The sequence below is a fragment of the Rhodoferax sp. RT5P35 genome, assembly GCF_056521385.1.
In genome coordinates, this window is the sequence record NZ_JBWMAX010000009.1 from 18,199 (window position 1) to 39,673 (window position 21,475).

Annotated in this window: 26 protein-coding genes; 11 read left to right on the plus strand and 15 right to left on the minus strand. The window is 63.7% G+C overall.

Translation table 11 applies throughout. From position 1 onward, the window contains the following. Window positions 1-1,341, minus strand: coding sequence for a peptidoglycan DD-metalloendopeptidase family protein (locus tag AC097L_RS15110; protein ID WP_479587358.1), 1,341 nt, complete (start codon window positions 1,339-1,341; stop codon window positions 1-3). A gap of 172 nt (window positions 1,342-1,513) precedes the next feature. On the opposite strand from AC097L_RS15110, the gene tyrS reads away from it, so the two are divergent. From tyrS to dtd, 3 genes are read left to right on the plus strand one after another with little or no spacing between them, the layout of a single operon-like run. Continuing rightward, window positions 1,514-2,758: a tyrosine--tRNA ligase gene (gene tyrS, locus AC097L_RS15115; protein ID WP_479587359.1), complete on the plus strand. Its 1,245-nt coding sequence runs from the start codon at window positions 1,514-1,516 to the stop codon at window positions 2,756-2,758. Between the two features lie 33 nt (window positions 2,759-2,791). Continuing rightward, complete coding sequence (locus tag AC097L_RS15120) at window positions 2,792-3,556, plus strand: molybdate ABC transporter substrate-binding protein (RefSeq protein WP_479587360.1); 765 nt, start codon at window positions 2,792-2,794, stop codon at window positions 3,554-3,556. A gap of 9 nt (window positions 3,557-3,565) precedes the next feature. Continuing rightward, on the plus strand, window positions 3,566-4,003 hold the full coding sequence (gene dtd / locus AC097L_RS15125) for a D-aminoacyl-tRNA deacylase (protein WP_479587361.1): 438 nt from the start codon (window positions 3,566-3,568) through the stop codon (window positions 4,001-4,003). Here the strand turns inward: dtd and AC097L_RS15130 are convergent. Genes AC097L_RS15130 through AC097L_RS15145 form a run of 4 tightly spaced genes read right to left on the minus strand, consistent with a single transcriptional unit; the run spans window position 4,000 to window position 6,533 of the window. After that, a complete protein-coding gene (locus AC097L_RS15130; protein ID WP_479587362.1) occupies window positions 4,000-4,608 on the minus strand; it encodes an OmpA family protein in 609 nt (202 codons plus the stop codon). The two genes, dtd and AC097L_RS15130, sit on opposite strands and share 4 nt — an antisense overlap. After that, window positions 4,605-5,060 carry a FecR family protein gene (locus AC097L_RS15135; RefSeq protein ID WP_479587363.1) on the minus strand — a complete coding sequence of 152 codons (456 nt, stop codon included), beginning with the start codon at window positions 5,058-5,060 and terminating at the stop codon, window positions 4,605-4,607. Before AC097L_RS15135 ends, AC097L_RS15130 begins: the two co-directional genes overlap by 4 nt. A gap of 13 nt (window positions 5,061-5,073) precedes the next feature. Next, window positions 5,074-5,529, minus strand: a complete 456-nt coding sequence (gene ybeY / locus AC097L_RS15140) for an rRNA maturation RNase YbeY (RefSeq protein ID WP_479587364.1) — start codon at window positions 5,527-5,529, stop codon at window positions 5,074-5,076. Window positions 5,530-5,576: 47 nt separating this feature from the next. Then, window positions 5,577-6,533 carry a PhoH family protein gene (locus AC097L_RS15145; protein ID WP_479587365.1) on the minus strand — a complete coding sequence of 319 codons (957 nt, stop codon included), beginning with the start codon at window positions 6,531-6,533 and terminating at the stop codon, window positions 5,577-5,579. Window positions 6,534-6,628: 95 nt separating this feature from the next. Between AC097L_RS15145 and AC097L_RS15150 the strand changes: the two genes are divergently transcribed. The 4 genes from AC097L_RS15150 (at window position 6,629) to AC097L_RS15165 (ending at window position 10,196) form a co-directional block, all read left to right on the plus strand. Further along, a complete protein-coding gene (locus AC097L_RS15150; RefSeq protein WP_479587366.1) occupies window positions 6,629-7,735 on the plus strand; it encodes an MlaE family ABC transporter permease in 1,107 nt (368 codons plus the stop codon). Window position 7,736: 1 nt separating this feature from the next. After that, window positions 7,737-8,549 carry an ABC transporter ATP-binding protein gene (locus AC097L_RS15155; protein WP_479587367.1) on the plus strand — a complete coding sequence of 271 codons (813 nt, stop codon included), beginning with the start codon at window positions 7,737-7,739 and terminating at the stop codon, window positions 8,547-8,549. Next, a complete protein-coding gene (locus AC097L_RS15160; protein ID WP_479587368.1) occupies window positions 8,539-9,516 on the plus strand; it encodes an MlaD family protein in 978 nt (325 codons plus the stop codon). Before AC097L_RS15155 ends, AC097L_RS15160 begins: the two co-directional genes overlap by 11 nt. 77 nt (window positions 9,517-9,593) lie before the next feature. Beyond that, complete coding sequence (locus AC097L_RS15165; RefSeq protein ID WP_479587369.1) at window positions 9,594-10,196, plus strand: ABC-type transport auxiliary lipoprotein family protein; 603 nt, start codon at window positions 9,594-9,596, stop codon at window positions 10,194-10,196. A gap of 7 nt (window positions 10,197-10,203) precedes the next feature. Here the strand turns inward: AC097L_RS15165 and AC097L_RS15170 are convergent, their stop codons facing one another. After that, entirely contained in the window at window positions 10,204-10,731 is a 528-nt protein-coding gene (locus AC097L_RS15170; RefSeq protein WP_479587370.1) for a bactofilin family protein, read from the minus strand. A 200-nt stretch (window positions 10,732-10,931) separates the two neighbouring features. Between AC097L_RS15170 and ruvA the strand changes: the two genes are divergently transcribed. Further along, the gene (gene ruvA, locus AC097L_RS15175; RefSeq protein WP_479587371.1) at window positions 10,932-11,504 is read left to right on the plus strand and encodes a Holliday junction branch migration protein RuvA; all 573 of its coding nucleotides are present in this window, start codon (window positions 10,932-10,934) and stop codon (window positions 11,502-11,504) included. Here the strand turns inward: ruvA and AC097L_RS15180 are convergent, their stop codons facing one another. Beyond that, window positions 11,505-12,665 carry a carbonic anhydrase gene (locus tag AC097L_RS15180; RefSeq protein ID WP_479587372.1) on the minus strand — a complete coding sequence of 387 codons (1,161 nt, stop codon included), beginning with the start codon at window positions 12,663-12,665 and terminating at the stop codon, window positions 11,505-11,507. Between the two features lie 128 nt (window positions 12,666-12,793). On the opposite strand from AC097L_RS15180, the gene ruvB reads away from it, so the two are divergent. The 3 genes from ruvB to AC097L_RS15195 are packed head-to-tail and all read left to right on the plus strand — an operon-like array spanning window position 12,794 to window position 14,548. Further along, the gene (gene ruvB, locus AC097L_RS15185) at window positions 12,794-13,855 is read left to right on the plus strand and encodes a Holliday junction branch migration DNA helicase RuvB (protein WP_479587373.1); all 1,062 of its coding nucleotides are present in this window, start codon (window positions 12,794-12,796) and stop codon (window positions 13,853-13,855) included. A 49-nt stretch (window positions 13,856-13,904) separates the two neighbouring features. Then, a complete protein-coding gene (locus tag AC097L_RS15190) occupies window positions 13,905-14,162 on the plus strand; it encodes a ribbon-helix-helix domain-containing protein (protein WP_479587374.1) in 258 nt (85 codons plus the stop codon). Further along, the gene (locus AC097L_RS15195; protein ID WP_479587375.1) at window positions 14,159-14,548 is read left to right on the plus strand and encodes a PIN domain-containing protein; all 390 of its coding nucleotides are present in this window, start codon (window positions 14,159-14,161) and stop codon (window positions 14,546-14,548) included. Before AC097L_RS15190 ends, AC097L_RS15195 begins: the two co-directional genes overlap by 4 nt. 219 nt (window positions 14,549-14,767) lie before the next feature. Here AC097L_RS15195 and AC097L_RS15200 read toward each other — a convergent pair whose 3' ends face one another. The 8 genes from AC097L_RS15200 to AC097L_RS15235 form a co-directional block, all read right to left on the minus strand. Beyond that, window positions 14,768-15,409 (minus strand): histidine phosphatase family protein, encoded by a 642-nt coding sequence (locus AC097L_RS15200; protein ID WP_479587376.1) that lies wholly within the window; start codon window positions 15,407-15,409, stop codon window positions 14,768-14,770. A 10-nt stretch (window positions 15,410-15,419) separates the two neighbouring features. Beyond that, window positions 15,420-16,046, minus strand: a complete 627-nt coding sequence (locus AC097L_RS15205) for a DUF4136 domain-containing protein (RefSeq protein ID WP_479587377.1) — start codon at window positions 16,044-16,046, stop codon at window positions 15,420-15,422. Then, window positions 16,043-16,981, minus strand: coding sequence for a tRNA 2-thiocytidine(32) synthetase TtcA (gene ttcA / locus AC097L_RS15210; RefSeq protein ID WP_479587378.1), 939 nt, complete (start codon window positions 16,979-16,981; stop codon window positions 16,043-16,045). The genes AC097L_RS15205 and ttcA overlap by 4 nt, the downstream gene beginning before the upstream one ends. A gap of 60 nt (window positions 16,982-17,041) precedes the next feature. Further along, a complete protein-coding gene (locus AC097L_RS15215) occupies window positions 17,042-17,794 on the minus strand; it encodes a substrate-binding periplasmic protein (protein WP_479587379.1) in 753 nt (250 codons plus the stop codon). 42 nt (window positions 17,795-17,836) lie between these two features. After that, on the minus strand, window positions 17,837-19,189 hold the full coding sequence (locus tag AC097L_RS15220; RefSeq protein WP_479587380.1) for a GGDEF domain-containing protein: 1,353 nt from the start codon (window positions 19,187-19,189) through the stop codon (window positions 17,837-17,839). Further along, window positions 19,180-19,956 carry a substrate-binding periplasmic protein gene (locus tag AC097L_RS15225; RefSeq protein ID WP_479587381.1) on the minus strand — a complete coding sequence of 259 codons (777 nt, stop codon included), beginning with the start codon at window positions 19,954-19,956 and terminating at the stop codon, window positions 19,180-19,182. The genes AC097L_RS15220 and AC097L_RS15225 overlap by 10 nt, the downstream gene beginning before the upstream one ends. A 92-nt stretch (window positions 19,957-20,048) precedes the next feature. Continuing rightward, window positions 20,049-20,420 (minus strand): dihydroneopterin aldolase, encoded by a 372-nt coding sequence (locus tag AC097L_RS15230; protein WP_479587382.1) that lies wholly within the window; start codon window positions 20,418-20,420, stop codon window positions 20,049-20,051. Between the two features lie 160 nt (window positions 20,421-20,580). Beyond that, window positions 20,581-21,381 (minus strand): SDR family oxidoreductase, encoded by an 801-nt coding sequence (locus AC097L_RS15235; RefSeq protein WP_479587383.1) that lies wholly within the window; start codon window positions 21,379-21,381, stop codon window positions 20,581-20,583. Window positions 21,382-21,475: the final 94 nt, after the last annotated feature.

Below are 21,475 nucleotides of genomic sequence, written 5' to 3' on the forward strand. Positions count from 1 at the left end.
TTAGTCTGCGCTGGCTTGCTGGATCGAGGTGGCTGCCGCCAGTTGCTGGCGCATCACCGACGAAAGCTTGCCAAAAGCGGCCTTGGCCGTGGGCGACACGGGCTGGCTGTCGTTCTGCCGGGCAATAGTCAGCGGGTCCTGGTGCACACCGTTGACGCGGAATTCAAAGTGCAGATGCGGCCCGGTGGCCCAACCGGTCGCGCCGACGGCACCGATGTGGTCGCCCTGGCTTACCGACTGGCCAACGCGCACGTTAATTTGGCTCAGGTGGGCGTAGACGGTTTCGTTCTGGTTGTTGTGCTTGACGATGATGACGTTGCCGTAGCCGTTTTGCACCCCCGCAAACTCCACCACGCCATCACCCACGGTGCGCACCGGCGTGCCGATGGTGCCGGCGTAATCCACGCCCAGGTGGGCGCGCCAGTTCTTCAGGATCGGATGCAGCCGCATGCTGAAGCCGCTGGTGATGCGCGAAAACTCCACCGGCGAGGCCAGGAAGGAGCGGCGCAGGCTTTTACCGTCCAATGTGTAGTAGCTGCCTTTTTGGCCCGGCTCGGCGAACCACATCGCCTGGTAGGTTTTGCCGTTGCTGTTGAATTCGGCGCTCAGCACGCGGCCGGTGCGCAAGACCTGGCCGTCGGCCTCGGCGGTTTCATACACCACCGAAAAATGGTCGCCCTTGCGCAGAGCACGGTGAAAGTCGATGTCGCCCGAGAAGATTTCTGCAATCTGGGTGGCCACCGGGTCGGGGATATTGGCCTCGTCGGTGGCGGCAAACAGCGAGCTGCGGATGGTGCCACCGGCCAGGCGGCTGGTGTTGTGCAAGGCGGCTTCTTCGATGCGGGAGCGGAAGCCTTGGGCGGTTTTTTCGACCACCAGGCGTTCAAACACGCTGTCGTTTCCGGGGTTCCAACGCACGCTCAACTGGCGCAGCGCATGGCTGTCGCTGGCTTCGGCATTGACCACGCGGCCCGCCTTGCCCAGCAGGGCCTTGCTGGCCAGCGCATCGCTGCGTAAAAACGCCACGGCGGCCGCATCGTCCACGCCCAGGCGTTGCAACAAGGACTTGGCCGTGTCGCTGGAACGGGTGGTCTCAGAACGGAACAGGTTGAAAGTGTGGGTGTCGAGCGCATTGGCCTGCTCTTGCAGGGCAAACGGCTGCACCGACTCGAAAACCTGTTGGACGGGGAGGTCAGCGGCATCCGGGCCTAGGGACGCGACGGCAAATGCGCCGCCGCCTCCGCCCAGCAAGAGGGCGGCCACCAGCGCAGTCAGGCGTTTGGGGTGGCGTTGCAACAGGGATACCAAGCGATCGCTGACGGTTGGAAGACCGTGGTTCAAAAGAGGGTTTCCTAACGAATGTGGGTGCTGCGCGCGGGAGGCGAGGCCTGTAAGTTCAGTGTGAGGGGCGGCCTATCAGGCAACGCGCCACTAAAATCAGGGGCTACAGCGAGTCCGCGAGTATAGCGGCGGCCCGCGTGGGCCACAACCGATAAAGCACTGAAAAACCCTTATGAATCAACCCGCACACGTAAAGCCCAGTGGCTCATTTCCTGTAACAGATCGTGCGCGTGAAGCCCTGGCGGTGTCGCTGCGCGGCTGCGACGAGCTGATTCCGCAAGAAGACTGGCTGAAAAAATTGGCCCGTTCCGAAGCCACTGGCGTGCCGCTGCGCATCAAATTGGGCCTGGACCCGACCGCGCCCGACATCCACATTGGCCACACCGTGGTGCTGAACAAAATGCGCCAACTGCAGGACCTGGGCCACACGGTGGTCTTTCTGATCGGCGACTTCACCTCGCTGATCGGCGACCCGAGCGGGCGCAACAGCACGCGTCCACCGCTTACGCCCGAGCAAATCAAAGTCAACGCCGAAACCTATTACAAGCAGGCCAGCCTGGTGCTGGACCCGGCCAAGACCGAGATCCGCTACAACAGCGAATGGAGCGAACCGCTGGGCGCACGCGGCATGGTTCAGCTGGCCAGCCGCTACAACGTGGCCCGCATGATGGAGCGCAACGACTTCCACGACCGCTTCCACGGCGGTCAGTCGATCGCGGTGCACGAGTTTTTGTACCCGCTGATGCAAGGCTACGATTCGGTGGCGCTCAAGAGCGACCTGGAGCTGGGCGGCACCGACCAAAAGTTCAACCTGCTGATGGGCCGCCATTTGCAGGCCGAATACGGCCAGGAGCCGCAGTGCATCCTGACCATGCCGCTGCTGGAGGGCCTGGACGGCGTGGAGAAGATGTCCAAGTCGAAGAACAACTACATCGGCATCAGCGAAGCGCCCAACACCATGTTTGCCAAGGTACTGAGCATTTCCGATGTGCTGATGTGGCGCTGGTACACCTTGCTGTCGTTCAAGAGCGAGGCCGAAATCGCTGCGCTGAAGGCTGAAGTCGAAGGCGGTCGCAACCCCAAAGATGCCAAGGTGGCCCTGGCCAGGGAGATCACGGCGCGTTTCCATAGCGCTGCCGCAGCCGATGCGGCCGAGCAGGATTTCAACAACCGCAGCAAGGGCGGCGTGCCGGACGAGATCGCTGAAGTCAGCCTCACCGGCGCACCGCTGGGCATAGCTGCTTTGCTGAAAATGGCCGGGCTGGCCGCCAGCAGCGGCGAAGGCAACCGCCTGATCGACGGCGGCGGCGTGCGGGTCGATTCCAGCGTGGTCAGCGAGAAAGGCCTGAAGCTGGGTCCGGGTACTTATGTGGTGCAGGTCGGCAAACGCAAGTTCGCTAAAGTCACTCTGGCTTAGCCGGTTGAACCCTCCACTTCTTAAAGGACTGCGATGCCCCGTAACCCCCATTTTGTGAAACAGATAGCCGCCGCGTGCCTGCTGGTCGGGTCGGCCATGGCCACCCAGGCTGCCGAGATCGCGGTGTTGAGCGCGGGTGCCATTGAGCCCGGCCTGCGGGCTGCCGTGGCAGCCTATGACGCACAGACAGGGCACCGCACCAGCCTGACTTTCAACACTGCACCGGCGCTGAAAAAGCGCATGGACGACAACCCCGCATTCGACGTGGTGATCGCACCGCGCGCCGTGATTGGCGAGTTTGCCGCCGCCAGCAAACTGGCCGAAACCCGCGCCAATCTGGGCCGCGTCGGCATGGGGGTGGCCGTGCGGGATGGCGCGCCTGTGCCCGACATCCGCAGCGCCGAGGCCCTCAAACAGGCGGTACTGGAGGCGGATTCCCTGGTGTTCAACCGGGCATCGACCGGCCTGTACCTGGAAGGCCTGCTGCAAAAAATGGGGGTGTCTGCCCAGGTGGAAGGCAAAACCAGCCGCTACCCCGACGGCGCGGCAGTCATGGAGCACGTGATCCACGGCCGGGGCCGCGAGATCGGCTTTGGCGCGATGACCGAAATTCTTCTGTACAAAAGCAAGGGCTTGACGCTGGTCGGGCCGGTGCCGGAGGCCGTGCAGAACTACACCGCCTACACCGCTGCGCCGCTGGCATCCGGCACGCAGCAGGCGTTGGCGCAAGAGTTCCTGGCCTTTTTGGCCGGGCCGGTGGGCAAGGCGGCGTTTGTGGCCGCAGGCATCACGGACTAAGCGCGCCGGATGAAGGCTATTCTGCAGCGCGTCGCCCAGGCCCGGGTAGAGGTCGCCGGGCAGACCGTGGGCCAGATCGGCCCCGGCCTGCTGGTGCTGCTGTGTGCCGAGCGGTTGGACACCGATGCCCAGGCCGACCGGCTGCTGGCCAAAATCCTCAAGCTGCGCATCTTTAGCGACGCGGCTGGCAAGATGAATCTGAGCCTGCAAGATGTGGCCGGGGGTCTGCTGGTGGTCAGCCAGTTCACGCTGGCCGCCGATGTGGCGGGCGGCAACCGCCCCAGTTTTACCGCTGCGGCCCCACCGGACGAGGGGCGGCGCCTGTACGACTACTTTGTCGAGCGTGCCCGCCTGGCCCACAGCCCCGTGCAGACGGGGCAGTTTGGGGCGGATATGCAGGTGCACCTGGTCAATGACGGTCCAGTGACCATTCCCATCCAAATTTAGCGCAGCACAATCTCCACCCGGCGGTTACGGGCTTCGGCCACGCCATCGGCGGTGGGTACGGCCAACTGGCGCTTGCCGCGGCCCCGGGCTTCGATCAACTCGGCCCGTACCGGCTGCGGGTCTTGCAGCAGCATCTGGCGCACCTGTTCGGCCCGCTGGAGCGACAAGGCATCGTTGTCACCATCGCTGCCCTGTGCGTCGGTGTGGCCGATGACCAGGATGTCGGCACCGGCACGTTGGCGGGCTGCGGCCACTATGTGGGCCAGATCGGCCTGCGATGCGGCGGTGAGCCGCGTGCCGCCCGCTTCAAAGTAGAGGGTGAACTGCTCGGGTCGCGGCGGCATGGCGCTGAACAGCGCCGGGTAGGTCTGCTGCACGGCGGCCGGGTCCAGGCTGTCTTGCGTGGGGGCTTGGCCCAGGGTGGCGCTGGCGCGCTGGTAGGGCATGGACAGGATCTGGCGGGCCGGTCCCGACACCACCACCACCGACGACGGTGCGCCATCGGCCTGCGGCAGCAGCACCACTTCCGAGCTGGGCGCTGTGGCCCGACCTGCCAGCAGCGCGATCACCAGGCCACCGATGGCGACGATGGCGGGACCCATCATGGTGTGCCTGCGTCGGCATGGACGATGAAGTCGGTGCCCAGCACCCCAATCACCGAGGTGGGCGTGGTGATTCTGACGGCCTCGGGCTGGCCCTTGCCGACCAGTCCGGTGACCATGCGCAGGCTACCGCGCAGCAGGTTCAAAAACAAATTGCCTTTTTGCGTGGTGCCGTTGAAGGCAAAGCTGGTGATGTCGAGCTGGCTGCTGGGGCCAAGCACCAGGGTGCTGCCGTCGCGCATCACCACGCTGGCGGCGCTGTCGGCACCGGTGGCCAGCCGGTCGGCCTCGGCCACGGAGTCGCCGGAATGGGCCGGGTGGGTACCCTGGGCATTGGTGACGGTGACCGTGCCTTGCACGGTTTTAAGCGTGCCTGCGCGGGCCGCATCGCTGTTTTGTGCACCGGCGGTGCTACAGCACAGAACCAGCGCGAGGGTGGATAGCAGGTGTCGCATGGTGTTTGGAGGGTTAGCTGCCGTAGGGGTTGGCGATGCCCAGCCCGGCCAGAATCTGCGTTTCCAGAGATTCCATGGCATCGGCATCGGCTTCGCTGGTTTCGTGGTCGTAGCCCTGGGCGTGCAGGGTACCGTGGACCAGCAGGTGGGCGTAATGGGCTTGCAGGGTTTTGCCGTTCTCGGCGGCTTCGCGGGCCACCACCGGGGCGCACAGCACCAGGTCGGCGGTGACGATCGGCTCCTGGGTGTAGTCGAAGGTCAGCACGTTGGTGGCGTAGTCTTTGTGGCGGTAGTCGCGGTTCAGGGCCTGGCCTTCGGCGGTGTCGACAATGCGCACGGTGATTTCGCCGTCTTGCGCCAAGGCATGTCGAATCCAGCGGGTGACGCTGTGGCGGGGCAGGGCGGCGCGGTGCAAGGCGGCATCCGCAAGTTCACCGAACTGCAGGGAGAGTTGCAGGTTTTTAAGCATGTTTTAGGGCTCTAGCGCATATTCTGATTGCGCCAGTAGCTATTATTTTAGGAGTTTGCACGTTTGCGCGGTACGGCATCGGATTTACCCCGGGTGTCGTAGGCATCCACGATGCGGGCCACCAGCGGGTGCCGCACCACGTCGGCGCTGGTGAAGCGGCAGATGGCGATGCCTTTGGTGCGGCGCAGCACCTGTTCGGCGTCGATCAAGCCGCTGGTTTGGGTTTTGGGCAGGTCAATCTGGCTTACGTCGCCGGTGATCACGGCCTTGGCGCCAAAGCCGATGCGGGTCAAAAACATCTTCATTTGCTCGGGCGTGGTGTTTTGCGCCTCGTCCAGGATCACAAACGCGTTGTTCAGCGTGCGCCCGCGCATGAAGGCCAGCGGGGCCACTTCCAGGGCGTTGCGCTCGAAGGCCTTTTGCACCTTTTCGGCCCCCATCAGTTCGTACAGCGCGTCGTATAGCGGGCGCAGATACGGGTCGATCTTTTGGTTCAGGTCGCCCGGCAAAAAGCCCAGGCGCTCCCCGGCTTCCACCGCCGGGCGGGTCAGCACGATGCGCTGCACGGCGCTGCGCTCCAGCGCGTCCACCGCGCAGGCCACGGCCAGGTAGGTTTTGCCGGTGCCCGCCGGGCCAATGCCGAAGGTGATGTCGTGCTGGGCGATGTTTTCCAGGTAGGTGGCCTGGTTGGGCGTGCGGGCGCGCAGGTCGGCGCGCCGGGTTTGCAGCGACTGGCTGTCAGCGCCTTCGCTGGTGTCGGTGGCCAGCATGAGTTGCACGGTGTCGGGGCGGATCGGGCGGGCGGCTTGCTCATACAGCGCCTGCAGCAGCTCCAGCGCCTGCTGGGCTTTGGGCTTGGGGCCGTCGATCTTGAACTGCTCGTGGCGGTGGGCGATGCTGATTTGCAGCGCCGCTTCGATGGTGCGCAGGTGGCTGTCCATGGGGCCACACAGGTGGTCTAGCCGGGTGTTGTTGGGGGGCGAAAAGGTGTGGCGAAGAATCATGGGTCTATTGTCGCCTGTGCTCTGCTTTTAGAACGCGTTCTCAGGCGCTTGTCCTACCCGGCGGCGGCGCTTGCGTGGGTAGTATGGGCGGGACTATGACTTTGGATTCCGCCCCCCGCATTGCCCCTGGCCCTATTGCACGGCTTTTAGGCCGCTGGGCAGCCGCCGACTTGGCCGTGCCCGCGCAGTGGCGGGCGGCCACCGCGGCTTTGCAGGCGCTGCCGCCCGCAGCGCATTGGGATTTGGCAGGCGTGGAGCGGCTGGACCACGTGGGCGCGCAGCTGCTATGGAACCACTGGGGCCGCCAATGGCCTGCGCAGATCGACCTGCTGCCCGCGCAGCGCAGCCTGCTGGAACGGGTGGCAGAGTTTTCCACCGTCGTGCCTCCCGTGCGCGACACCACCTGGGCGCAGTGCTTTGACGCGCTGGGCGTGTGGGTGCTGGCAGGCCTGGCGCAAGGGCTGGTGCTATTGCGCATGGTGGGCCAACTGGCGCTGGATTTGCTGCGCCTGGTGCGCCGCCCACAGGCCGGGCCGTGGCGGGATATTTCCGGCCACCTGTACCAGATGGGCACCATGGCTTTGCCCATCACCGCGCTGGTGGGGTTTTTGATTGGCGTGGTGCTGGCCTACCTGACCTCGCAGCAGCTGCGCCAGTTTGGGGCCGAGGCCTTCATCGTCAACATCCTGGGCATGTCGGTGGTACGCGAGCTGGGGCCGATGCTGGCCGCCATTTTGATCGCCGGGCGCTCCGGCTCGGCCATCACCGCGCAGATTGGTGTGATGCGCGTCACCGAAGAGCTGGATGCCATGCGGGTGATGGGCATCCCGCTGGGCTACCGGCTGGTGATGCCTCGCGCCATTGCGCTGGCTATTGCCATGCCGCTGATCAGCGTGTGGACCACGTTGACCGCGCTGGCCGGGGGCATGCTGGCGGCTGACCTGGCGCTGGGCATCACGCCAGCATTCTTTTTGCAGGCCCTGCCGGGGGCGGTGGGCGTGGCCAATTTGGGGCTGGCGGTGTTCAAGTCGGCCGTGTTTGGCGTGTTGATTGCGCTGGTGGGCTGCCACTGCGGCCTGCGCGTCAAGCCCAACACCCAAAGCCTGGGGCAGGGCACTACGGCCTCGGTGGTGACGTCGATTACCGTGGTGATTTTGGTCGATGCCCTCTTCGCCATCATTTTCAAGAACGTGGGGGTCTGAGATGGACGCAGACACCATCGTCGATATCCAGGGCCTGTGGACGGCGTTTGGCAGTGGCAAAAGCCGGGTCGTGATCCACCAGGACCTGGCTCTCACTGTGCGGCGCGGCGAAATACTCTCGCTGGTGGGCGGCTCGGGCACCGGCAAAACCGTGCTGCTGCGCCAGATGCTGGGGCTGGAGCAGCCTGCCCAGGGCCAGGTCACTGTGCTGGGCCAGCCCGCAGCCGCGTTGAGCCGCGCCGGGGCGGCCAGCCGGGTCGGCATGCTGTTCCAGCAGGGGGCGCTGTTTTCGGCTTTTACCGTGTTGGAAAACATTGCTTTTCCGTTGCGCGAGCTGCGCACCCTGCCCGAAGCGCTGGTGCGCGACGCGGCCCTGGTCAAGCTGCAAATGGTCGGCCTGAACCCGGCCGATGCCGACAAAATGCCCGCCGACCTGTCGGGCGGCATGGTCAAGCGCGTGGCCTTGGCCCACGCGCTGGTGATGGACCCGCCGCTGCTGCTGCTGGACGAGCCCACCGCTGGGCTGGACCCGAACGGTGCGGACGAATTTGTGGCCCTGCTGCGCGCCCTGCACCAGGGCCTGGGCCTGACGGTGGTGATGGTGACCCACGACCTGGACACCTTGTTGGCCCTCAGCACCCGGGTGGCTGTGCTGGCCGAAAAAAAGGTTCTGGTGATAGGCACGCCCGCCGAGGTGGTGGCCTTCCCGCACCCATTTATCGAACACTTTTTTCTGGGCGAACGCGGGCGGCGTGCTTTGGCTCCGCTGCCCGCTATCCCCCTTCCCCTAGGAGAACTCCCCCATGGAAAATAAATCCCACGCGTTGGCCGCAGGCGCGTTTGTGCTGGTCATTACCGCGCTGCTGGTGGCGCTCGCGGTCTGGCTCACGCGCGACGCGGGCAGCAGCCACCCGTATGAGCTGTCGTCGGGCGACGCGGTCACGGGCCTGCAGCCCCAGGCCGCCGTGCGCTACAAGGGCGTGGCCGTAGGCAAGGTGACCCACATCGGCTTCGACCCCGACGTGGCGGGCAATGTGCTGATCCGCATCGCGGTGGACGACACCACGCCGCTGTCGCCCACCGCCTTTGCCAGCCTGAGCTACCAGGGGATCACCGGCCTGGCCTTTGTGCAAATTGACGACGCAGGCCTGCCGCAGGCGCGGATTCCCCCGGGCCGCAGCGGCGTGCCGCGCCTGCCGCTGGAGACCTCACAACTCGGCAAGCTGACCCAGCAGGTGCCACACATCCTGGAGCAGGTGGACGAAGCCACGCTGCGCCTGAACCAGTTGCTCAGCGATGAGAACCAAAAGCTGCTCACCGGCGTGCTGGTTAGCACCGACCGCGCCACCACCAGCCTGGCCCAGCTCAGCGCCCGGTTGGAACATACCGTCACCCAGCGGCTGGACCCGGCGCTGGCCCGCATCCCGGCCATTGCCCAAGACACCCACCAGGCCATGCGCGCCCTGCAAACCGCCGCCGACACCGCCAACGGCAGCTTTGCTGCGCTGGGCCAGACGGCTGAACGGCTGAACGAAAAAGGCGGCGTGGTGGACCGGCTGGCCGACGGCACGGGTGCGCTGTCGCATGCCGCCGACACCTTTGGCCGCGCCACCTTGCCACGCATTAACCGGGTGGCCGAGGATGCGTCCCGCGCGGCCCGGCAACTGGGCCGCACCGTTACGGGCATCAGCGATCAGCCGCAGTCGCTGATATTTGGTGGCGGTGCCGCCGTGCCCGGTCCCGGCGAGGCGGGCTTTGTGGCCCCTGCTGCGCAACCCTGAATACGGTTTACAAAGGATTTGCTATGGATATAAGAGCTACTGGCGTAGGTTCTACCTGCGCTAAGTGCCTATTTGGCTTGATTTATACGGCCCTGGGTGCCTGCTCGGCCTTGCCCGATAAACCTCTGCGCGCTACGCAGTACGACTTCGGCTCCGGTACCACCACGGCGGTGGCCACGCCCAGCTTGCCGCCCCTGGCATTGGCCGACGTGGAAGCCCCCGGCCTGGCCGATGGCGGCACGGCCATTCTGTACCGGCTGGGCTATGCCGATGCCCAGCAACTGCGCCCTTACAGCCAGGCCCGCTGGAGCGTGCCGCCCGCGCAACTGGTGGGCCAGCGGCTGCGCGATGCACTGGGCCAGCGCCGGGCGGTGCTGGGGGCCAGCGACAGTGCATCACTGGCGCGCACCATCGGCCCAGCACCACGGCTGTTGCGCATTGAGCTGCAGGAATTTACCCAGGTGTTTCAGTCGTCCATTGCCAGCACGGGCCTGGTGCGGTTGCGCGCCACGCTGCTGGAGAGCACGCCGCTGGGCGACAGCCTGCTGGCCCAGCGGTCTTTCAGCGTGCAGCGCCCAGCCCCCAGTGCCGACGCGCCTGGCGGTGTTCAGGCACTGGCGGCGGCCACAGACGCCCTGGCGCAAGAGCTCGATGTCTGGCTGGAGACGGTGGGGCGCTAAACCTTTATCAGGCGGCGATGGCCTGCAGGGCGGCTTTTGGGGGGAGCGGCTTGGCAGTGCCATAGGCAATTTCGCCCGACAACTGGCCACCTTCTTCGATCACCAGCTTGCCGTAGCGCACCTTTCCGGTGACGCGGCCGGTGGCGTAGATCACCAGCTTGTCGCGCACCGTCAGGTCGCCGTCAAAAGAGCCGTGGATTTCGGCAATGTCGATCTCGGCCGAGCCCTTGAAGGCCCCGGCGGCGGTGATCTGCATCAGGCGCGAATCCATCGTCGCTTCGACCGTGCCCTCGACCACCAGGGTGTCGCAATCGGTGATCTCCACGCCCTTGAGTTTGATGTTGGGGCCTACGGTGAGGGTGCTGCCGCTGGCTTTTGCGGCGGGCTGGGCAGCCAAGGTTTCTACAGGGATGTCGATGCTGTCGGCGGGCACGGGCTGCGGTTTCTGGACCAGGGTTTGCGCCTGCGCAAGGTTGCTGCGCACGCCAAAGGCTTCGGGTTCACGCTTGCCAAAAAACGGGGTTTGTAGAGCCATTGGGAATTCCCTTTTGAAAGAAACCCATGGTAGGGGCCTAGGCCGGTTACACATCGGCGCAGGATGCAAGGGATGTAACAGAATGGCCGCACATCCTGTCATGGACAATGGCGTTTTTCAGGACCTGCGCAAGCTCTCTGTGTGCCCAAAGGGCTCCACAGGGGCGCTGCGTAAGTCCTTACTCTTTATCCAGGACCCCCATGATCGGACGACTCCAAGGCCTGCTGGCCGCCAAAAACCCGCCCCAGGTGCTGATCGACTGCCACGGCGTGGGTTACGACGTGGACGTGCCCATGAGCACCTTCTACAACCTGCCGGGCCTGGGCGAGCAGGTCACGCTGCTGACCCACTTTGTAGTGCGTGAAGATGCGCAAATCCTGTACGGCTTCGCCACGCCTGGCGAGCGCGATGCCTTTCGCCAGCTCATCAAGATCAGTGGCGTGGGGCCGCGCACAGCTTTGAGCGTGCTGTCGGGCATGGGCGTGGACGACCTGGCCCAGGCCATCACTTTGCAAGAAGCCGGGCGGCTGGTGAAGGTGCCCGGCATCGGCAAGAAAACCGCCGAGCGCCTGCTGCTGGAACTCAAAGGCAAGCTGGGTTCCGACATCGGCCTGCACCACAGCGCCAGCAGCGATGCCCAGGTTGACATCCTGCAAGCCCTGGTGGCTCTGGGCTACAGCGACAAGGAAGCGGCGCTGGCGCTGAAAGCCCTGCCGGCCGGCGTGGGCGTGAGCGAAGGCATCAAGCTGGCCTTGAAGGCTTTAGGGAAATAGCTACTGGGCATCCCGTACCACGCGGCCATTCAGCGGCTGCACGGGCCGGGCGTTGGCGGGGTATAGCTGGCTGAACAGGCGCAACTGCTCGGGGCTGATCTGCACCGGCTGCTTCAGCACCATCCACAGCACGTTTTCCGCGCAGGGCGGGGTGGTCAGCGAGCCCATGAACTGGTAGTAGCGCATGTCTTGCGGCAGCAGCTCGTTCAGGTCCAGCAGACCGGCGGGCATGCGCACCCGGTCGCCAGTGTCCAGCGGCATATAGGTCCACACTTTGTTGATCAACGTGTTGGCCTGGCCGGGGTCGAGCAGCACGGCAACCACCGCCACCTGGCCGTCTACATCGCGGTGCATCAGGTGCGCCACCATGGCAAACGCCCGCCCGTTGACCCGCTCTTCACTGGGGTGGTGGAACACGATCTGGTACAGCTTGTAGGTGGCACCGCGCACCGTCAGGGTGTTGTCGCCCACCACATCGACCTGGATGGTGCGGCCGTTGTTCAGCACCATGGCACCGCTGGGCTGGTAGTGGATTTGCAGCGGCTCGGCCGGGCCTTGCAAGGTGTTGGTTTCATCAATGGCGATAGGCGACTGGCGTGTGCCCTGGGCGCACAGGTTGAAGTCGGGGCTGAGCTTGGCCCAGGCCTGTGGGCCGGTACTGCCCTCGTAGCCCCAGCGCACGTTGCCGCCATGGGCCATGGCCGCAGTAGCTGCGGCCGCACCGACACCTGGGGCCATGGCTGCCAGGGCTGCGGCGCGGGTGGCGGCTTTGCTGTCGGTCGGGTTGACCAGCCTGTTCGCTTTTGCGTGGGCCGCGGCAATGTCGGGCGGCGGGGCCGGAGCGCCACGGGCACCGGCCTTTTTGGGTTCGGCCTCGATGGTGATGGTGACGGCCTGCGTTTCCACGGCTTTGCCTTTGGTCTTTTTAGAGCTTTTGCCCTCACCGGCGTTGGCTTTGTCGATGGCATCACGCACCTGCTGCGCCATGCTTTCCTTGCTGCCCGGGTCTTGCGGCGCGGGCTTGGCGGGCAGGGTGATTCTGCCCAAGGCCTTGGGCTTGTCGACCGGTGCGTCTTCGGCATGGGCCGTGGCCACCCCCGCAGCGCAGAGCAGCAGGGCCAGCGCCCATCGGGTGGAAACAGAGTGCGTGCGGTGCGTCATGGCGGATCCTGGCGGGGCAAAAAGTATTGGCGTTAACTATAGCCACAAGCGCGGGGCGTTTTTCGGTGCGGGCAGGCCCAGGCGCTATAGTGGCTGTTACCTTTCCGACTTTTCCTGACTGCCTGCCCGTGTCCATCCAGACTGATGATTTTGCCGCGCCGCCCCTCAAGCGCATGGTGTCCGCCGCCCCCACTTCGCCGCAAGAGGAGGCAATTGAGCGCGCCCTGCGCCCCAAGCTGTTTGACGACTACGTGGGCCAGACCAAGGCCCGCGAGCAGCTGGAGATCTTCATTGGCGCGGCCACCAAACGCGGCGAGGCACTCGACCACGTGTTGCTGTTCGGCCCACCCGGCCTGGGCAAAACCACGCTCAGCCACATCATTGCCCACGAACTGGGTGTGAACCTGCGCCAGACCAGCGGCCCGGTTCTCGAAAAGCCCAAGGACCTGGCCGCGCTGCTGACCAATCTGGAAAAAAACGACGTCCTCTTCATCGACGAAATCCACCGCCTCAGCCCGGTGGTCGAAGAAATCCTGTACCCCGCGCTGGAGGATTACCAGATCGACATCATGATTGGCGAGGGCCCGGCGGCGCGCAGCATCAAGCTCGATCTGCAGCCCTTCACCCTGGTGGGGGCCACCACCCGCGCCGGCATGCTGACCAATCCGCTGCGCGACCGCTTCGGCATCGTGGCGCGGCTGGAGTTCTATACGCCCGAGGAGCTGGCCCGCATCGTCAAGCGCAGTGCCGGGCTGCTGAATGCGCCGATGGACGTGGAAGGCGGCTTCGAGATCGCCCGCCGCAGCCGCGGCACGCCGCGCATCGCCAACCGCCTGCTGCGCCGGGTGCGCGACTACGCCGACGTGAAGGGCAACGGCACCATTACCCTGGACATCGCCAACCGCGCCCTGGCCATGCTGGACGTGGACCCGCAGGGCTTTGACCTGATGGACCGCAAACTACTGGAAGCCGTGATCCACCGCTTCGACGGCGGCCCGGTGGGTCTGGACAACATCGCCGCCAGCATCGGCGAAGAGCGCGACACGATTGAGGATGTGATCGAGCCCTACCTGATCCAGCAGGGCTTTCTGCAGCGCACCAACCGCGGCCGCATCGCCACCCTGGCCGCCTACCGCCACCTGGGCGTGACCCCGCCGCAGACCGAGGGTGGGTTGTTTGTAACGGAGTAACTGCATGGCAGTATGATGTATATTTTTATACATCAATGTGGGGCTTGCCATGCACCGTACCCAAATTTATCTGCAAGATGCGCTGTACGACAGCCTCAAAACCCGGTCCCGCAATGTGGGGGTCAGTATTTCGGAACTGATTCGCCGCACGCTGGAAAAAGACATCCAGAAAGACCCGGTGGCCGATGCCCGGGCCTACTTTGATCGGCTCCAACCCCTGCAAAGCTTTGCCAACGTGGATGCCGAAGACTATGTGCGGACTATCCGCAGCAAAAGCCGCATTCTGCGCACGCCGGACGCGCCATGACCCCCGAGCGGCTGGTGCTGGACACCGATATCGTGATCGACCTGCTGAAGAAAAAGCCCGCCGTGGTGGAGCGATTCATTGCCTTGCTGGAAGCCCAAACCACTTTTCTGGTCAGCCCCATCGTGGTGGCCGAAGTCTATGCCGGGGCCTTCGCCCGTGAGCACAAGGACATCGAGGCGTTTTTCGATATGTGTGAATGTGTCGGTATGGACCGTGTCACAGGCCGGGTGGCAGGCCTGTACGCCAACCGCTTCGGCAAGGCTTTCCAAGGTATTTCGTTAGAAGACTACCTGCTGGCCGCCACCGCACAGGTCCACCGCTGCCCCTTGTGGACGCGCAACCGCAAGCACTATCCCATGGACGATATTGTGCTGTTGGCAGAATAAAATAATTTATTAACTACTCACCCCCAGGCTACAGTGCTTCGCATCTTTCGCCAACCCCCTTGCAGGGGGCAACACCAGCAGCCTGGCAAAGCCAGTTCTGCGGTGTTTCTGTAGGGATTGTTTATCGCGCTGCGTGGGACCTGAGCAGTGACCTGTTTTTATATAAAAAGGCCCTCGGCCTGTATTCAGGCTACGCCGGTAGCTACAAAATAAATAGCATTACGCCGTGTTCTCGTCCAGCGCGCCCTGTTGCTCCAAATGCTGGGTATCGGCCCAGCCGACCAGGGTGAAGCCCTCGGGGGTCCACAGCAGGCGGTTGATGGCTGCGTTGCCCAGGTCCCAGGTGCGGGGGGCTTGCAGGCCCTGGCCGGTGGCGGCGCGGTACAAAACGTCCATCACGCCGCCATGGGCCACCACGGCGATCAGCGCGCCGGGGTGGCGGGCCGCCAGGGCGCTGACGCAGGCGACTACGCGGTCACGGAAATCGTTCAGGCATTCGCCGCCTTCGGGGGCAAAAGCCGGGTCGCGCTTGCGCCACAGCAGGGCTTGTTCTGGCAGGCGGGCTTCGATGTCGGCAAAGCTGTGGCCCTGGAAGATGCCAAAGCCGCGTTCGCGCAGGCCCACGTCGGTGGTGATGGGCAGATCCAGAGCCCCGGCCACGGCCTGCGCCGTTGCCAAGGCCCGCAGCAGGTCACTGGCGTAGACGGTGGTGATGGGCTCGCCCGCCAGGGCCCGTGCCAACTGCTGGGCCTGCCAACGGCCGGTGTCGTTCAGGGGAATGTCAAGTTGGCCCTGGATGCGGCTGTCGACGTTCCAGGCGGTTTCACCGTGGCGGATGGCGATGATGCGGGTGGCGTCCATCAGGTTTCTTTCACTTCTGGGTGGGTGGAATGTCTACCGTAATTCTTTGCAGCCCGGCGGGCGGATGCGGGAAGCCGTGCAGGGCAGCCGTGACCATGGCCGGGATCAGGTCGTTGCCGATGGGCCATGTGCTGTCCTGGCTGGCCTGGGTTTCATACACCACCTGGCCGGTGGCGAGGTCGCGCAGCACCAGGCTGAGCAGGCGCTGGTAGCTGCGCACTTCCATGGGCAACATGGGCGCCATGAAGGGGCCGCGCATGCCGCGGCCACCGCCCATCCAGGGGCCGTACGGGCCATATAGGCCATAAGGACCACGGGGACCCCACGGACCGTAGGGGCGACTCCAGCTGCTTTCGGTCAGCAGCTGGGTGTTGATTTGCAGGCTGTAGCGGGCGTTGGGGGTGTCCAGCACCAGCCCGGCTTGCGCCAGGGCGGGTAGGGACAGTTGTTCGACCGCATCCTGGGTGGCGGCATCGGTCTGCTGGGAGGGCAGGCGCTCGAAGCGGAAGCCCAGGGGTCGGGGCACGGCGCTGGTCCAGTTGGTGAAGCTCTGCACGTCGCTGTCCACCCGGGTGATGCTGGCGCAGCCGCTGAGCAGCACGGCTATGCCGACGAGGACGGCGCGCCAGGCAGTCATAGCTGCACTACCTGCAGACCGGACAAACCTGCGGGTGGAAAGGTCGGCGCGTCGAACGCCTGGTCGCCGTCATCGCTGGGCACGCCGGTGGTTTGCAGGCCTTCGAAGTCGTAGCGGCTGCGGTCCATCAGGTGCGAGGGCACCACGTTTTGCAGCGCGCTGAACATGCTCTCGATGCGGCCGGGGTGCTTCTTTTCCCACTCTTGCAGCACCTGGGCGATTTGCTTGCGCTGCAGGTTCTCCTGGCTGCCGCACAGGGTGCAGGGGATGATGGGAAACTGCTTGTGCGCGGCCCAGCGGGTCAGGTCTTTCTCGGCCACGTAGGCCAGCGGGCGGATGACGATGTGGCGGCCGTCGTCGCTGACCAGCTTCGGCGGCATGCCCTTGAGCTTGCCGCCAAAAAACATGTTCAAAAAGAAGGTTTGCAGCATGTCGTCGCGGTGGTGGCCCAGGGCGATCTTGGTGGCACCCAGCTCGTCGGCCACGCGGTACAGAATGCCGCGGCGCAGGCGGCTGCACAGGCCGCAGGTAGTCTTGCCCTCAGGAATCACGCGCTTGACGATGCTGTAGGTGTCCTGGTTCTCGATGTGGAAGGGCACGCCCAGGGCTGCCAGGTAGGTGGGCAGCACCTCGGCGGGGAAGCCGGGCTGCTTCTGGTCGAGGTTGACGGCAATGATGTCGAAGTGGATGGGCGCGCGGGCCTTGAGCTTGAGCAAAATGTCCAGCATGGCGTAGCTGTCTTTGCCGCCGCTCACGCACACCATGACCTTGTCGCCTTCTTCCACCATGTTGTAGTCGACGATGGCCTTGCCCATCTCGCGGCACAGGCGTTTCTCTAGCTTATGCGTTTCGCGTTCGATCTTGAAATCGGGGGCGGCAGGTGAAACTGTGGAAGTGGGGGGGGCAACCTCGTCGGTGGTCCATACGGCGCTCATAGGGGGCAATCGGTTCTAAAAGATGCCGATTATCCCGCCTCAGGCCTTATATGTGGTGGATCAGGGTGCTTTGCCGGCGCTGGCCTTGGTTTCCATCGTGCGTTGCACGGTGCCGTTGGCCTTGAGTTGTTTGAACGCGGCCTGGGTACGCTCTACCAGCGCTGGCGGGGTGCCCAGGCTGTAAGCCATATATATGCCGGTGTTCAGCGCGTCCAGGCTCAGCACCCGTTCCAGCCCGGCGCAGTCGTAAGCGGTGGCGCGGCACTGGGCCTCGGCACCGGCTTCACTGAGCGGCACCATATCCACTTTGCGTTTGACCAACTGGGCAAAGTTTTCACTGGTTTGCGCTGACATCACCAACCGGGTAAAGCCCTGCTGCTGCAGGTACTGGTGGCGCAGGTCGTCACGCATCACGCCGATGGTGTAGTTGCGTGCGGCACCTAAATTGCTGGCGCGGATGTCGGCACGCTCACGCAGCTTATACAGGTGGTAGCGGATCTGCATGAATTCGCCGACCCACTGGAACTTGGCCTCGCGCTCAGGTGTGCGGGCCACCAGGTAGATCAGCACATTGGGTTCGTTCAGCGCCATGTCGTAGGCGCGCGCCCAAGGATATATGTTGAGCCGGTAGTCTTGGATGCCCGCCAGTTGCAGGGTTTTTTCCATTATTTCGGTGGCCGGACCGGTAATTTTCCCGTCTTGCAGGTAGACGAACGGAGTCGTCTCGGTAACCACCTGTACCGTCTGCGCCCAAGGGCTTAGCGGCACCAGTAAGGTCCAGGCGAAGAGGCCGACGCGCCATGCAGAGTTCATGCTGGATTCCTTTGGATTCGAAAAAATCAGCCGTGGGGTGTTTTATGCCGCCGCTTGCCCGTGCACCACCAGCCGGTTGCGGCCTGCGCTTTTGGCCTGGTAGAGGGCTTTGTCTGCCTGGTCGAACAGGGTGTCAAACTTATCCACCTGGGTCGGGTCGAGTTGTGCCAGTCCGATACTGATAGTCACCACCGGTGCGGCTTCCGAGTTGCGGTGGGCAATTCCCAGGTCGGCCACGGCGTGCAGCAATTGGGCGGCCAGCAGTGCGCCCTGGGTGGCATCGGTGGCGGGCAGCAGCACGGCAAATTCTTCGCCGCCGATGCGGGCTACCAGGTCTCCAGCCCGGGCACTGCCTGCCCCCAGGGCTGTCGCCACGCTGCGCAGGCACTGGTCGCCGCTGGCATGGCCATAGGTGTCGTTGTAGCGCTTGAAGCAGTCGATGTCACAGACCAGCAGGGTCAGCGGGTGGCTGGTTCGCAGTGCGCGGCGGAACTCGATCTCCTTCATTTCGTCGAATTGGCGGCGGTTGGCCAGCCCGGTCAGTGGGTCGGTGCGGGCCAGGCCGTCCAGCTGGGTGTTGGTGTTTTCGAGCTGGCTGTTGGCGGCCTCCAGCGCGGCGGTGCGTTCGCGCACCAGTTCGGCCAGGTTGTCGCGGTGGGCCAGCAGTTCGGTTTCATCGCGTTGCTGCTGTTCCAGGTAGTCGGACAGGGTGGTTTGCAACTGGTTGACTCCGCCCACCAGTTGCGATAGTTCGTCTTGCCGCCCTGTGTGGCGGTCCAGGGCCAGCAGTTGTCGCAAGTTGGCAGGAGTTAACTGGCCCAGGTGCTGGGCGATGCGGCGCACATGCACCGTCACCAGGCGGTTCAGTAGCAGCATCATGAGGCTGGCTAGCAGCAAGGACTGGATAATCTGTGTAACCAAAATATCGACGATCTCTGCCCCCAGCCATTGCCAGAGCACTTGCTTGTCGCCATACAGGTCAAAACTTCCCACCACCTCGTAATTGCCCGCAAAAGATTCGTAATCCAGGGGGACGTGCAATACCGGTGCCTGGGTTGATGGCTGCCAGTCGTTGCGCGTTTCGCGCAAAATTTCGGGAGGGTGGTTGGCCGTTTGCAGGGTGACTACCACTTGCCCGACCGAGGCCGCATTGGCGATGCTGGTAATGTGTGTCTGCAGGAGTTCACGGTCCATTTCCCAAATGGCTTTTGAAAGAGTGCGCTGGTATACCTGGGCAATCAACTCCATTTCGCCCCGCATGCGCGTGATATTGTTTTGCCAAGCGGACCAAATGCGGATTCCGGCCACCAGCAGCGTGAACAGCAGGCAGAACACCAATGTGGCCAGCACGATGCGGCCCCCTAAAGAGCCGGGTTTAGCGGCTTTTACAGCCATTTCTTCTGCAGGGCATCGTAGGTGCCGTTCTTCTTGATTGTCTCCAGGCCTTTGCGAAAACGTTCGACCAATACGTCAGGTGTCTTGAGCCCAAAGGCCATGTAGTTGCCGCCGCCGCTGAGCTCGGCGATACGCAGCGCCTTGTGCAGCACCTGGGCCGGGTCGTCGCCGGCCTGGCGTGACATGTAGTAAGCTCCGAGCTCATTCATCACCCACAGGTCGATGCGGCCGAGTTTGAGTTTTTCGTAATTCAGCTCGTATTTGCTACTGGACTGCAGGTTGCGGCCCAAGACGAAGCCTTGCGAGGCCAGGAACTGTTCGCCAATGTCCTGGTTGACGGTGCCAATCTGCAGATTTTTGGCGCTTTCCAGGTCGTTCAGCTGGATGTAGCGGCTTTTCAGGGAGAACAGGTAGAAGTCGGTAGGGGTGATCTGGCCCACCCATTTGAAGAGCTTCTCGCGCTCCTTGGACCGGTTGATGGAGTAGATCAACACGTTTTCGGTGGTTTGCGTGGTCTCGTAGGCGCGGGCCCAAGGCAGGGACTGGAACTGGCCCTCGATGTTGATTTCTTTCAGCACTGCCTGCACCACCTCTGTCCCCAGGCCGGTGATCTTGCCTTTGTCGGTGAAGTTGAACGGTGGATACTCTTCAGTCAGTATCTTGATGGTTTCGAGAGCCTGGGCGGGCAGTGCACACAACCACAGGCATACGCTGGCGATCAGCAGCGCAGCGCGGCGGGTGTTTGCCAGGGTGCCGGACAAAATCATGCAACTCTCCAAGGGGATCGGGATGCAAGCCTATTGAAAGGGTAATAGATACATCTTATTACGCACTTGGCGTGTTTATGCCGATTTCTGGCTCACCATTGCCCGGTTTCTACCCGGATTGCGACTTCGCAGTCGTCAAAAATCTCCAGTTTGGCAATTTTGACGCGCACGCCTAGTACGCCCGGTAATTGCATCAGCCTGGAGCTGAGCTTGCCAATCAGGCTCTCCAGCAGGTTGACGTGCTCGGCGGTGCAGTCGTCGATGATGATCTGGCGTACCTTGCGGTAGTCGAGCACGTGGTTGATGTCGTCGTCGCTGGGCTGCAGCGGCTGCGGGCCGAGGTTGAGTTCGGCATCCACCAGGATGGGCTGCGGCTCGGTTTTTTCGGACTCCAGAATTCCCAGGTTGGCGTTGAAGCGCAGACCGGTGAGTTGCAGGGTTTGGTTGCCGTGGGTGTGGGACATGGTATTTTTTAAGTGAGGTCCTAACTGCTCAGCCCATGCGTGCAGGCAGAACGCCCGCCCGCCAGAAACACCGCAGAACTGGCTTCGCCAGGCTGCTGGTGTTGCCACCTGCAAGGGGGGTGGCGAAAGATGCGAAGCACTGAAGCCTGGGGGTGTGCCATTAAGTGAGGTCCATGAGGGAGAAGTCGCGCTCGAACTGCATCAGGTGCTGCCCGCCGTCCACCAGCAGGGTGGTGCCGGTAATCGAACCATTTTCCAGCGCAAACTTCACCGTGGCCGCCACATCGGCGGCGGTGGACGAACGGCCCAGCGGCGAGATCTGGTGCAGCACGGCAAACTCTTCGTCGCTGAGCATATGGCTTTTGAGCGTCAGGCCTGGGGCCACGCCGACCACCCGCACATGCGGAGCCAGGGCCTGCGCCAGCATGGTGTTGGCCACTTCCAGCGCGGCTTTGGACAGCGTGTAGCTGAAGAAGTCGGGGTTCAGGTTCCACAGCTTCTGGTCCAGCAAATTGACCACCGCACCGCCTGCATTGCGCGACTGCAAATGGCTGTGCAGGGCCTGGGCCAGCAAAATCGGCGCGCCGGTATTGCTGCGCAGGTGCTGCTCCAGCGCGGCAAAGCCGAAGGTGGCGGCGCTGTCGTGCTCAAAAGTGGACGCGCAATTCACCACTGCATCCACCGCGCCAAAGTGCGCCACCACACGGGGCAGCAGGGCGAGCACCGCCGTCTCATCAGCCAGGTCGGCCTGGAATGCATGGTGTTTTAGGCCGCTTGCGCAGGTAATATCTACGCAGTCAGCTACAGTTTGCATAGCATCCTGCTCGGAATGTCGGTAGTGCACGGCTACCTGCCAGCCGCCGCGCGCCAGGGCCAGGGCGATTTCGCGGCCAAGCCGTTTACCGGCGCCAGTTACCAATACGGTACGGGCTGGGGAGGAGGGCGGGTTTGGAGGCAACATTCAGAGACAATCTGCGGGTGGAAAAAACAAACCCCAGTTTAACGATCGCGCTCCAGGCAGAGATTAGCCGGGCTATTGCAGTTGCAGACGGCTG